Genomic DNA, 13,874 nt, shown 5'->3' on the forward strand with positions numbered 1-13,874 from the left:
TCATACAATTCCATAAGATGTCAATAAGTAACAAAATCTCTATAAAATAAAGAAAACGCCAATTTCTATTTAATTTCAATAGAAATTGGCGTTTATGTGTTCATAAATAATGATGATAACTAAGCACTTTTTGAGCTTTGTAATAGATACTCAAAAACTTCAACTAATAATTATTGCGCTCTTGATAAGCCATTAGAATTACTTGTATTACTACTGTTTGAGCTAGCTGATGAAGCTGATGAAGAACTATTGCTATTGCTGTTGCTATTATTATCACTGTCATCGCTATTACTACTACTGCTACCACCTTGTCCTCGAGGCTTATTACTTGTTGTGTTGTCATCAGGATGTCCTTCAACAGATAGGCTATCTTTACTATCACCATTTACTGAATCAGGTTTACTAAAGTCTTTGCCATCTCTTGGTGAGATATTGCTCATTACATCCTCGAATAGATACTGAGGATACTCTTGTTCGTCATGTCCAACAAATGAATTTACGCCGCCTTGTTTAACTTCTTTGAAGCCCATCCACACAGACATGCTGTATTTTGGCGTGAAGCCATTCATCCATACATCTTTTGCAGCATCATCAGGCAAGCCGTATTGTTGGTAAGTTTGGTCACCATAAGTACCTGTACCAGTTTTTGCTGCAACGTTTACACCAGATATACCGTGGCCATATGCAGAACCATATGCTTCAAATGTACCTTTAAGTACTTCTGCTAACATATAAGAAGTGGAATCTTTCATTGCTTTCTTACTTGTATGATCGTAATTAATTGTTTCTCCATCTTCTTTTTCTACTTTTTTAATAGAATGTGCATTATTATATTCGCCACCATTTGCAATAGATGCAAATGCAGATGCTAATTGTGTAGGTGAGAATTCTGATGATGAACCACCTAATACTTCAGAAGGTCCTACATCTCCTTCATATTCTAAACCAACTTTATTAGCAAAATCTTTTGGTGCGTCATTTCCAGCGTTCTCTTTTGAAGATTGCCAAGCTTTTAATGCTGGTATATTGAAACTTTGACGTAAAGCATCATACAATTTAACTTCACCATGACCTTTAGTATCATAGTTTCTAAATGTGACACCATCAACTTGATATGCTTCTTCATCTTGAATTGCGTGATTCGTAGCCCAATTCATATTTTCAATGGCAGGGCCATACGCTAAGAATGGTTTTAATGATGAACCAGTAGGGTGAGCATCTGTAGCTAAGTTTCTATCAACAATATCTTTATAATTTCTACCGCCAGATATTGCAACTAAACCACCAGATTCACTGTCTACAATAGAAGCACCAACTTGTTGGTCTTCATTTTTATAGTAGCCACCATTATCTACACGATCTTGCAGTGTTTGTTGGACATCTTTGTCCATATTTGTGTAGATTTTAACACCACTATTAAGAACTTCACCTAAATCTTTGCCTTTGAATGCTTTATTATTCATTAATTCAGATTTTACGAAGTTAACGTAAGAATCATATTCAGGATTTGAACTTTTATCACTCACTTGGCGATCTTCTGAATCACGTTTTACTAAGTTATCTTCTAATGATGTATTTTGTGCTTCTTCTTTTTGTTTCTTAGTAATACGATTATGATATTCCATTAAGTATAAAACAGTATCTTTACGTGATTCTGCTTCTTTTGGATGATCATAAATATTATAAGTATTTGGAACTTGCGGTAAACCAGCAAGATATGCCGATTCAGCTAAATTTAAATCTTTCAAATCTTTATCGAAGTAATATTTAGCTGCAGCTTTCACACCATAAACACTGTCAGAATAGTAAATTTTATTTAAATACATCTCAAAAATTTCATCTTTACTATATTCTTGTTCGAGTCTATATGATAAATAAGCTTCTTGTGCTTTACGTGCTATTGATTTTTGATCCGTTAAGAACGAACGCTTAACTACTTGTTGAGTTAATGTTGATGCACCTTGCGAACCAAATCCACCCGTAAAGTTTTTAGCCACTGCACCAAACAAACGTTTATAGTCAAGTGCACCATGGTCATAGAAACGATTATCTTCTGTTGCCAAGACAGCTGATTTCATGCTTTTAGGTACTTCATCTAAATCAACATGTTCACGTCTTTGCCCATTATCAATCGTTTTAATCAAATCGCCATCTTTATCATATATTTTAGCAGGAATTGGATCTTGTAATTTTGATTCTGTAAATGCAGGTGCTTTCCAAGCATAGTATGCAAATAATAAAATACCAATTAATGCTAGAACAATGAAGGCTATGATGAGAAACCCGATTATCTTAATAATCGTTCTTTTTATATTCCTATTCTTTTTTTCTCCGGACTTATCATTCTTATTTGAATCGGAAGTCCTTTTTTTCTCCGTCATACGCGGTCCTCACTTTCATCTAATATCAACTTATCAACTGCTTTGAGGTAATTCAATCTTGGTTGATACTGATAAGGAATATAGTAACCATTTTTTCTAATTTCTTCAACCGTAATCGACTTTTTAATTTCTTTTTTGTACCGATGCCAATAATATTTAAACTTGCGATAAGGCAACAAATAAACTTCATCTAATAATTTAAAGCGAATTAATAAAAAAACAATTCCTCCCTGGTCATAGCAAGCATCCATATGCTCCACTTGGTGTTCATGCATGTTATTCAATGGAAAAGAAGTTTTATTTTTAGTTTCTTTCGCTTCAAAATCTAAATAGTGCGCTTTGTAAATACCATTGTAATCAGTAGTCGAAGGCGTTCGGAAATAAGCCTCATTAATTACCGCCTTACTTCTCATAGGATAATGAACATTAACTATTTGAACGGGGGTGGGCTTTTTATGTATAACAGCTTGCCCAAGTTTCAAATAGTGCGTATTAGATAATTCAATATCACTCTCAAGTGACATGCCTCTGCCACCATAGTTTATTTTACTCTTTTCATCCTTATAAGTTCGTCCGACTTGAGACTTATTTCCGTAAAATGGTTTCCCATTTGGATAATTCATTGTTTTTCACCACTTTAATTTGGTTTCAAAAACTTTTTTCATTATACATGAAAATAATCTTTTTTTCCAAACTATGAAATATAATGCAATGTATCTGTACATACATCAATATTTATTTTAACGTGCTTTTCTCAATTAAACAATATTTCCCTATAAATATGCCCGGAATATGACATAAATGTTAGATGATTGTTTCACAAATGACTATCAAATTTATTTGTGGTAAATTTAATGTGTAGGAGGAAACTTCATGCAACAATTAATTACCCAACTATTAAATGATGTGCAATTGATGCAAGATAGATATGAATCAGTTAAATCGAAAGATATAGACTATGATTTTTACAAAGATGTTGTTCCATTTACTAGTTACATAGATAACCTGTTAGAAACACTTAGCACATTCGAGCCTAAAATACTACAACTATTCTATATGAATAAGAAAAAATTTGATTTACTTATTTCAAATATTGAATCATTGTCAGTTGAATGTCATTTTAAAAGGACTAGCCGCAAATTATTCACAGAAAAAGTTAAGGCAGTACAATACGATTTAAGTTATATACAAAGAAGTGATGTTACATTATGATAAGGACAATTTATGTGACTGGTTATAAGTCATTTGAACTTAATATCTTTAAAGATGATGCACCTGAAGTTTCTTATTTGAAAAAATTTATAGCACATAAATTAAAATCATTGATTGAAGAAGGGCTTGAATGGGTATTAATACAAGGACAGATGGGTATAGAATTATGGACAGCTGAAGTAGTAATTGATTTAAAAGAGACATATCCTGATCTTAAACTCGGTGTGGTCACACCATTTTATGGTCATACTGAAAGATGGAATGAACAAAATCAAGCAAAATATAATCACATTGTACAACATGCTGATTTTGTAGATAGCGTATTTCATACATCATATGTAGGGCCACATCAATTTAAACAGACAGATCAATTTATGCTCGACCATACTGATCAATCATTACTGATATATGACGAAGAACAAGAAGCTAGTCCAAAATACTTTAAACAAATGTTAGTTGATTTTATGGAAAAAACAAATTATACTTGTGACATTGTTTCGTTCGATGAATTAACGGAATTTATCAACGATTTGCAGTGGTCTCAAGAACAAAGTTTCGAATGAGGTGGAAAAATATGTCAGATGTTTCATTAAAACTATCAGCTAAAGATATTTATGAAAAAGATTTTGAAAAAACTATGACACGTGGTTATAGAAGGGAAGAAGTAGATGCTTTCTTAGACGACATCATAGCAGATTATCAAAAGATGGCAGATTTAGATAATGAAGTTGTTAAACTTTCCGAAGAAAATAACAAATTAAAAAAAGAACTAGAAGAATTGAGATTACGAGTGGCTACTTCAAGACCACAAGAGAATAAAAACTTTTCAAAAAACGGTAATGCTACAAGCAATTCTACTAATAATAACAACGTCGATATTCTAAAAAGAATTTCAAACCTAGAAAAAGCAGTGTTCGGTAAATAATATAACTAACTATCACAACAAATGACTATGTATACGTAGTAGTTATTGCGTACATAAAGATAAGTTTTGGTTTTCCCCAAAACTTATCTTATTTTTATTTGTTCTAGTCTTTGAAAAGTGATATACTCTTAAAGATGGTGTTTTGGGTAATCGCTATAGCGATATAGAGGAAAGTCCATGCTCACACAATCTGAGATGATTGTAGTGTTCGTGCTTGATGAAACAATAAGTCAAGGCATTAAATTGACGGCAACGAAATAACCTAAGTCTTTAGATAAGGTTAAAATAGTTTGAAAGTGCCACAGTGACGTAGCTTTTATAGAAATATAAAAGGTGGAACGCGGTAAACCCCTCGAGTGAGCAATCCAAATTAGGTAGGAGCACTTATTTAACGGAATTCAACGTATAAATAAGGTATACTTTTAAAGTATATAGACAGATGGTTACCACCAGCGTACGAGTGTAACTAGTACACGTTGGCAGTACAAAGGTACAAAACATGGCTTATAGAAACATCATTACTAGACCCCAAGCTCTCCCACTTAGGAGAGCTTTTTTAATGTTTAAAATTCACATAAAATTTTAATATGAACCTAAACAGAAGTTAAGTCATATCTATTTAAAATAACTTTTGATAAAATTAAATTAAATCAATTTAAAAAAAGGAGCAAAACAATGTATCAATTATTAGCTGTATGCCCAATGGGGTTAGAAGCAGTTGTTTCTAAGGAAATCCAAGATCTTGGTTATGTAACAACAGTAGAAAACGGCAAAATCTTTTTCGAAGGCGATGAAACAGCAATAGTTAAATGCAATTTATGGCTAAGAACTGCCGATAGAATAAAAATTGTTGTTGGTCAATTTAATGCAAAAACATTTGATGAATTATTTGAAAAAACAAAAGAACTCCCATGGGAATCGATTATTGAAAAAGAAGGAAACTTTCCTGTACAAGGTCGAAGTGTGAAATCTACTTTATTTAGTGTGCCAGATTGCCAAGCAATCGTTAAAAAAGCAATTGTTGAACGATTAAAAACTGCTTATCAAGAAAAAGGGTGGCTAGATGAATCAGGTGCTAAATATCCAGTTGAAGTAGCTCTATTAAAGGATAAAGCACTATTGACAATAGATACTTCTGGATCAGGGCTAAACAAACGTGGTTATAGGCTTGCCCAAGGTGAAGCGCCTATAAAAGAAACGCTTGCTGCTAGTTTGATTAAATTAGCAAATTGGACAGGTGATACACCATTGATAGATCCATTTTGTGGTTCTGGCACGATTGCGATTGAAGCATGTTTAATAGCTCAAAATATTGCACCTGGTTTTAATCGAGATTTCGTTTCAGAAACATGGGATATTATGCCTGATGGACTATACGATGAATTGAGAGATGAAGCTGATCAACAAGCTCATTACGATAGACCTCTAGAGATCTACGCATCAGATATTGACCCAGAAATGATAGAAATAGCGCGTAGAAATGCTGAAGAAGTCGGCTTATCAGACATTATTAACTTTAAAGTTCAAGATGTTAACACCTTATCATTAGAGTCAGAAGCACCAATTGCTTTAATTGGCAATCCACCATATGGTGAACGTATTGGTGATAGAGCAGAAGTTGAAGAAATGTATCGTTATATCGGTCAATTAATGCAGGAACACCCTTATTTATCAACTTATATTTTAACAAGTAATAATGAATTTGAATTTTTAGTTAATAAAAAAGCTACAAAAAGAAGAAAGCTATTTAATGGTTATATCGAGTGTACTTATTATCAATATTGGGGGAATAAAAAACCTAAAAATTAGACTGCATGAATCAATCAGAAAGAGGTGCGACAAATGAATAACGAGTTTAAAAAAGGCATATTTTTTGCTTTTGGTGCATACATTTTATGGGGGATTTTACCAATATATTGGGATCTAATAGAAGATATTGGTGCATTTGAAATATTAGCTTTCAGAATTATACTTTCAATGATATTTATGCTGATAGTAGTAGTAATCACTAACAATACAGCACCATTCAAACGCGATTTACAACAGCTCATTGCAAATCCTATACAACTCATTGCTATCATAGCTGCTGGCTATGTAATAACAATTAATTGGGGCACTTTTATATGGGCAGTTACGAACGGTCACGTATTACAATCAAGTTTAGGCTATTATATTAATCCACTCGTAAGCATTCTATTAGCGTTAATTTTCCTCAAAGAACGGTTTAATAAATTAGAATGGATTGCTATTGGATTTGCAGTCATCGGAGTTTTGTATATGACTATAAGAGTCGGTGTATTCCCAAGTATTTCATTACTATTAGCATGTTCATTTGGTATTTATGGTTTAATTAAAAAAATCGTGCCAATAGATGCAATTAGTAGTATTACAATAGAATGTATTGTTACTGCACCAGCAGGCATTATATATCTATGGTACATTTGGCAACAAGGTAGTTTAACATTTGGTTATAACTCCTCATCTTTTTGGTTGATTTTCTCAGGGGCTGTAACAGCAATTCCATTGATACTTTTCTCAGCTGGTGCACGTAGAATTCCATTGTCGCTTACTGGATTCATACAGTACATTGGTCCTACAATTATGTTTGTAATAGGTATTTTCTTATTCAAAGAACCATTTAGTGTCGACCAATTTATCACGTTCATCTTTATTTGGGTTGGCATTGTAATATATAGTATTTCACAGTATGTAAAAATTAAAAAAAACAATAATCCTGCTATCCACTAATTGGTATTGATTACTTCCCTAAGTTAACTTCATAAAAGTTGTTTTAGGGATTTTATTTTGTCTTGAAATTAATCAAAACATGTTTACATATCATACAGCTCATTTTATTATATTCAATATCGTAAATATATCATTAGTATAAATCATGCATTTGTAGTATTGTGAAATTAGATATAAAGAAAAGCATCCAAAAAAATTATTATATATACTAATATTTTTAACCATATATTATAATGGAGTGATTATATGACTAGAGTATTAATACTAGGGGCAAACGGAGCAATTTCTAAAGCAGCTATTAATTCTTTTTTAGAAAACACCTCATATACGCTGAGATTGTTTTTAAGAGACGCGAATAGATTACCTGATTATGCATCAGATCGCATTCGTGTTCGTGAAGGAGACGCTACAAACTTTGAAGATGTTAATAGTGCGATGGAAGATGTAGACATTGTATTTGCTAGTCTTTCAGGTGAATTAGATAAAGAAGCAAGTACTATTGTTAAAGCTATGGAACAGAATAAAGTTGATCGTTTAATATTTGTAGCTGCGCTTGGCATTTATAATGAGGTACCTGGTGAATTTGGCGAATGGGTAAATGAGCAAATCCATAATTACTTACCAATTTATAAAAAAGCAGCTGACACCATTGAAAGCTCAAAGCTCAATTATACAATTTTAAGACCTGCTTGGTTATCAGATATTAACGAAATTGATTATGAAATTACTCATAAAGATGAACCATTTAAGGGGACAGAAGTTTCCAGAAAAAGTGTTGCTGCTGTTGCAGTACAAATTGCCAAAAATCCTGAACTTTATTTAAAAGATAACATTGGTATTAGCAAACCTAATACTGATTTTAGTAAACCAAGCTGGAAATAAAATTTAAAAAACAACAACATTTTTGTAATGATTGCAAATGCCACCAATTAAGGTGGTATTTTTAATTTTAAATAAAGTCGCTACCAATAACTTTGTAACACTTCTTTGCTTTTACTAATAAATAAGCACTAAATACAATTTAATTTTGCTAACTTACTTTAGACCCACAATAATTTGTTATACAATAGAACTTAATTACATATAAGTAATAAAGGGGATACATAACATGTCTAAAACGAAGCAACTCGATATTCTATATAAACTAAAAAAAGAAGTTGAAAAATCAGATAATCATAGGCTTGTACATATTATAAATCAAGTCATTAAAAAAATATTTTTAGAACAATATACTGCTACATTTGTTGGTCATTTTTCAGCAGGAAAATCAACGCTCATCAATATGCTACTGGAAGAAAATATTTTACCAAGTTCTCCAGTACCTACAACTAGTAACACAGCAATCGTTTCTGTATCAGATGAACCAGGTATTATAGCAAATTTGAGCAACCAAAAATATACTTTATTAACAAACTATGATGAAGTTAAACAAATGAATCGCGAAAATATTGATGTTGAATCTGTAGAAATTAAATTCCCTTCTGATAAATTTAATAAAGGGTTCACACTTCAAGATACACCAGGTGTTGATTCTAATGTATCGACACATCAATCTAGTACTGAAGAATTTATGTATACAAGTAATGTTCTATTTTACACTGTAGACTATAATCATGTTCAATCTGCAATGAATTTTCAATTTATGAAACAGCTTAATCATGCTGGTGTACCAGTAGTTTTTGTTATCAATCAAATAGATAAACATCATGAATCAGAGATTCCATTCGCCACATTTAAACAACGCGTTGAAAAATCGATTGATGAATGGGAAATCAAATTAGAACAAATATTTTATGTTTCTAAATTTGAACATGAACACAACCAAATTCAAGCATTATCAGACTATCTCATTGATAAAGATCAACATAGAGAATCAATGTCGGATTATGTGGAACGTACTATCAATTTTATTACAGAGGAACAGCTATCATTTATACAACATGAAATTCAAGCAATTTTAACAGAGCTGGATATATTTGAAGCAGACTTTGACCAAGCATATTTAAACTTCCAACAACATCAACAAGTGAGTGAAGAAGCAAAATTACTAAATAATCCTGATCAGTTATATGATTTCTTAAAACAAAAACGTAAGGCGATTCTCGACAATGCATATGTAATGACACACGATACTAGGGAAAAAATAAGAACTTATTTGGAAAGCCGAACTAAAGATTTTAAAGTGGGTGGCTTATTCAATAAAAAGAAAAAAACATTAGAAACACAACAAATTAGACTTCAAGAACTACTTGAGCAATTACAAGAAAAGGTAAATCAAGAAATACGTCAACCTTTGAGAGAAGACATGTCCTTTTTGACTCGATTTATTAATTCTTCCGAAGTAACTGAGGCTATTTTAAACCAACATTATCAAATCCCTTCAAAACTCGTGGATGATTTGTATCAAATGCAAATATCTATTAGTAATCAATATGTCTTAACATTTTCAGATGATTTAATGAAATCCATCAAACAACATATTGTTAAAGAAACTGAACCATTATTTGAAAAAGCAATAAACCATTCTCAAGCAAACGACATTGGCACAGAAGAAGTAGATGATTATAATGATTATGTTAAATTTATGGAGCTACGTAATTTGAGAGAATCACTTGAAACACAAAATTACAGACACTACTATATTCATATTGATGATTCATTAGATAAATTAATAGATAGAGAAGAAATCACTTATCAAGCTAAACAGGAACATTCAGTGACTAAAAAACAAAATCAACCTAGTACCACTAAAGCAAAATCAACAAATACTTCAATTCAAGATATAAAACGTTCATTAGATTTAATAAAAAATATTCCATTATTTGAACAAACTAAGCAAGATATCAATGATGCATTAAATCGCCTTGATAATAAAATTATTAAAATAGGGGTTTTCGGAACATTCAGTGCCGGAAAAAGTAGTTTAATCAATGCGCTACTTGGTGATGCGTATCTTGTAAGCTCGCCAAATCCTACAACAGCTGCAATGACAGAATTGACTTATGGTGAGGAAAGTCAAATCACACTTAAATCATCAGAACAAATATTAGAAGAATTAAACCAATTATTTGAAGTGGAAAATAAATCTTTTGATTCAATTGAAGCATTTTTAAATCAAAATACACATAAGTTAACAGCATCTTTAGAAAAAAACAAATTAGCATTTATCAATGCAATTGACAAACATTACACGATGTATCAAAAAATGCTAGAACAAGGCTTAACCCATTCCATTGAACAGGACGAAATTAGAAAATGGAGTGCAGAAGATGAATATGCAACCTTTGTAAATACAGTTCACTTAAGATTACCCATTGATTGGTTAAAAAATAAAGTTATCGTAGATTCACTTGGATTACATTCCAATAATCAACGACATACAAATGAAACAGAAAAGATTTTAACTTCTTCAGATTTAATACTTTATGTAAGTTATTTTAATCATTCTTTCACAGATAATGATAAACGCTTTATTGAGCATATGAAAGAAATGAACCAATTAAGTGAAAACCAAGCATTTAAAATGATCATAAATGCCACTGATTTAGCTGAAACTGAAGAAGATCTGAATGCAGTCATAAACTATGTAAGTGATGCACTTAATCATGTAAATATGAATTCTGATATTTTTGCAGTTTCAAGTCGAAAAGCATTGAATACAGGTGACTCAGGAATTGATAAATTAAAAAATAGTATAGACTACTTTACTCAAGTTGAGTCGAAAGATATATTGCAACAACAAATGACTAAGCAATTAGCAAATATTTCAGAAGCATTTGATCAAATGATAGAAGATGCACAGCATAATCAATCAAAAATTAAGCAACGTAAAAATAAACTCGAACAGTACCAACAACAAATAATACTGAATAATAATATATTACAAATTGCAGTACAACGTGCTTCAAATGAAGTTGAAGATCAAATTTATCACTTAAATGAGCGTTTAAAAATTCAGTTGCTAGATGAGGTAAAATCAATTTATAACGGTCAAATGACACAAAGCAATAACTTCAATGAAGAAAAACGTCTTTCCACTAAACAATACTTAGATCAAATTCATCAAAGATTATATTTAGAACAATCCTTACTTGTAGAACGAATTAAAAAGTATTTCATTCAACAAATACATGAAGAAATCGCACCTTTAAAACAAAAATTGGAACAATTACACATTTTCATCGAACCAGAATTTAATAAAAGTAATATGGAACTAGACGATCCATATTTAAAAATTGAATTAAGCCAAATGATCTCTGCTTTGCCTAAATCACTGACTAAAAAGAACATTTTGCAACCAAAAATGCAAAATGAAATTCAAACTACAATAACTCAAAACACACTTGTGCAACTTAAACCTAGTATTGCTGATTTAAGGAAGGCATTAATTGAAATTGTAAATAAACTGAATAATGATGCAGAAATGAAATTCAATCAGTATGAAAAAGAGATACACACACAAATTAAACAACTTTTAGCTTTTAATATAGATAATTCATTAGTAAAACAACTTCAAGAAACAAATAGCGAACTAAAAGCTCAGTTGTTAACTTAGAAAGAGGTACGCACAATGTCCAAAAAAATATTATTAATAGATGGTATGGCTTTATTATTTCGTCATTTTTACGCAACAAGTTTACACAAACAATTCATGAGAAATTCATCAGGAATGCCTACGAACGGTGTTCAAGGATTTGTACGTCATGTATTTATCGCAATAAACGAAATACAACCCTCACATGTGGCTGTGTGTTGGGATATGGGAAAATCTACATTTCGAAATGAAATGTTTGATGGATACAAGCAAAATCGTCCCGCACCACCAGAAGAATTGATACCGCAGTTTGATTATGTAAAAGAGATAGCAAACCAATTTGGTTTTGTAAATATTGGTGTACAAAATTACGAAGCTGATGATGTTATAGGGACTTTAGCACATGAGTATTCACAAGAAAATCAAATTTATGTAATCACCGGTGATAAAGATATTTTACAATGTATTAATCCAAATGTTGAGATTTGGCTAACTAAAAAAGGATTCAATATTTACAATCGCTATACTTTAACCAGATTTCAAAATGAATATGGACTAAATCCACTACAACTCATAGATGTTAAAGCATTTATGGGAGATAGCGCTGATGGCTATCCTGGCGTTAAAGGCATTGGAGAAAAAACAGCTATAAAACTCATTCAAAATCATGGTTCAGTTGAATCAGTTATTGACGCTTTAAACGAATTAACACCTGGTCAACGTAATAAAATAGAAGATAACTTATATAATTTAAAACTTTCTAAATCATTAGCTAAAATTCATACAGAAGTACCAATAAATACATCCGATTTATTAAGTGATATGAAATTCGGAACTGATTTAGCTGAAATACTAAATATATGTAAAGAGCATGAGCTCTATGTATCTGGAAAGTATTTAGCAACACATTTTAGTTAAATAAAATAAACAACAATAAAGTACACGCTCATAGTTAAGGATCCTGGAACATAAAGTTCTTGGACAAGTGAAAAAAGGCAATTTCTATTGAAATAATATAGAAATTGCCTTTTTCGCTATTATTTTAATTATAGCTAGCTCATTGAGCTACTATTTTTCTTATATTAAGTGTCATTAATATAACGCCAAGCTCGCTTTTGTCGTGTTTGTTTTCCTAACTATACTACATTTTTCTTATTCAATAATATTACGTATTTTGGCGAGTCTCTTGAGGGAACAGGAGAAGCTGAAGCTGTCCCCAAAGTAAGCGAGCCAACAATACGAAGCATTGAATAAAAAAGAAGCATTCAGATGAATTGAATTAAATCATCTGAGTGCTATTTTTCTGAGATTTATATCCAATCTCCCTAATAATTAATATCGAATGCTTTTGACCGTGCATACTTGTCTGAGATATGATTTATATAATAGGAGCTCGTGGTCTATTGTTCATACAATTGTTTCGGACGAATTTGCATTAAAAATGTGTTATAAATGCAAAGGAATAACTATTAGCACCAACAACTAAAAAGTTTTGCACCAAAAAAGTTAATGTCTTAAGATTTTAAATAGATATTAACTTTTTATATCTTACTGGATATCTATCGTCCAGACACTATTTTTGACAATAAATTATTGTTTTAACGCTTTTTTTCTGCCGTTTTAATGATTTTATATAAGGCATTTTTGGCATGATGATTTGCCTCTTTATTTTGGTTTCTTGGAACCCATTTAACAAACAATAAATCAAAAGATGATTCTAATATTTTTATTTTATGGTAGTAATTTATGAACTGTTTATTTTTGACTTGTCCTTTGTTCATACTATCTTCTATTAATTTCGAATCAGTGTATACGAGTGCTATAGTGATCCCATGATGTTTTGCACATTCCAATGCAAATACAAAAGCTGCCCATTCTGCACTATGATTATCTAAAATCCCCAAATCAAAGTCATAATGCAATCGTTCTTGCTCAGTAATAATAACTATAGAGCATGCGCTTTGACCTGGATTACCTGCTGTAGCTGCATCAAAATATATTTTTGCCATAAATTCACCTTCAAATTTAATAAGTTAATTTTATATTAACAAAAGAGCATAAATAAGCATAATCA

Annotated in this window: 11 protein-coding genes and 1 other RNA gene; 9 read left to right on the plus strand and 3 right to left on the minus strand. The window is 31.2% G+C overall.

Going from position 1 to position 13,874, the window contains the following annotated elements; genetic code table 11:
* Positions 1–170 precede the first annotated feature (170 nt).
* Positions 171–2,381, minus strand: coding sequence for a transglycosylase domain-containing protein (locus KA856_RS07075; RefSeq protein ID WP_107386301.1), 2,211 nt, complete (start codon positions 2,379–2,381; stop codon positions 171–173).
* A complete protein-coding gene (recU, locus tag KA856_RS07080) occupies positions 2,378–3,004 on the minus strand; it encodes a Holliday junction resolvase RecU (protein ID WP_107523603.1) in 627 nt (208 codons plus the stop codon). Before recU ends, KA856_RS07075 begins: the two co-directional genes overlap by 4 nt.
* A 250-nt stretch (positions 3,005–3,254) precedes the next feature.
* On the opposite strand from recU, the gene KA856_RS07085 reads away from it, so the two are divergent.
* The 9 genes from KA856_RS07085 to KA856_RS07125 all read left to right on the plus strand — a co-directional run bounded on the left by KA856_RS07085 (position 3,255) and on the right by KA856_RS07125 (position 12,718).
* Positions 3,255–3,593 (plus strand): DUF1798 family protein, encoded by a 339-nt coding sequence (locus KA856_RS07085; RefSeq protein ID WP_210129341.1) that lies wholly within the window; start codon positions 3,255–3,257, stop codon positions 3,591–3,593.
* Positions 3,590–4,156, plus strand: coding sequence for an SLOG family protein (locus KA856_RS07090; RefSeq protein WP_107385008.1), 567 nt, complete (start codon positions 3,590–3,592; stop codon positions 4,154–4,156). The genes KA856_RS07085 and KA856_RS07090 overlap by 4 nt, the downstream gene beginning before the upstream one ends.
* A gap of 11 nt (positions 4,157–4,167) precedes the next feature.
* Positions 4,168–4,518: a cell division regulator GpsB gene (gpsB, locus tag KA856_RS07095; RefSeq protein ID WP_107523602.1), complete on the plus strand. Its 351-nt coding sequence runs from the start codon at positions 4,168–4,170 to the stop codon at positions 4,516–4,518.
* Positions 4,519–4,656: 138 nt separating this feature from the next.
* Positions 4,657–5,030: RNase P RNA component class B (gene rnpB, locus KA856_RS07100), an RNA gene on the plus strand.
* A gap of 163 nt (positions 5,031–5,193) precedes the next feature.
* Entirely contained in the window at positions 5,194–6,327 is a 1,134-nt protein-coding gene (locus KA856_RS07105) for a THUMP domain-containing class I SAM-dependent RNA methyltransferase (RefSeq protein ID WP_107386298.1), read from the plus strand.
* Between the two features lie 33 nt (positions 6,328–6,360).
* A complete protein-coding gene (rarD, locus tag KA856_RS07110) occupies positions 6,361–7,266 on the plus strand; it encodes an EamA family transporter RarD (RefSeq protein WP_107523643.1) in 906 nt (301 codons plus the stop codon).
* A gap of 246 nt (positions 7,267–7,512) precedes the next feature.
* Positions 7,513–8,148 (plus strand): SDR family oxidoreductase, encoded by a 636-nt coding sequence (locus KA856_RS07115; protein ID WP_107386296.1) that lies wholly within the window; start codon positions 7,513–7,515, stop codon positions 8,146–8,148.
* Positions 8,149–8,374: 226 nt separating this feature from the next.
* Positions 8,375–11,821 (plus strand): dynamin family protein, encoded by a 3,447-nt coding sequence (locus KA856_RS07120; RefSeq protein ID WP_119535859.1) that lies wholly within the window; start codon positions 8,375–8,377, stop codon positions 11,819–11,821.
* A 15-nt stretch (positions 11,822–11,836) separates the two neighbouring features.
* The gene (locus KA856_RS07125) at positions 11,837–12,718 is read left to right on the plus strand and encodes a 5'-3' exonuclease (RefSeq protein ID WP_210138582.1); all 882 of its coding nucleotides are present in this window, start codon (positions 11,837–11,839) and stop codon (positions 12,716–12,718) included.
* Positions 12,719–13,398: 680 nt separating this feature from the next.
* Here the strand turns inward: KA856_RS07125 and KA856_RS07130 are convergent.
* Positions 13,399–13,809, minus strand: coding sequence for a ribonuclease HI family protein (locus KA856_RS07130; RefSeq protein WP_107385001.1), 411 nt, complete (start codon positions 13,807–13,809; stop codon positions 13,399–13,401).
* Between the last annotated feature and the right edge of the window lie 65 nt (positions 13,810–13,874).

The sequence above is a fragment of the Staphylococcus sp. GDB9P120P genome (genome assembly GCF_017893435.1).
Taxonomy (GTDB): Bacteria; Bacillota; Bacilli; order Staphylococcales; family Staphylococcaceae; genus Staphylococcus; species Staphylococcus cohnii.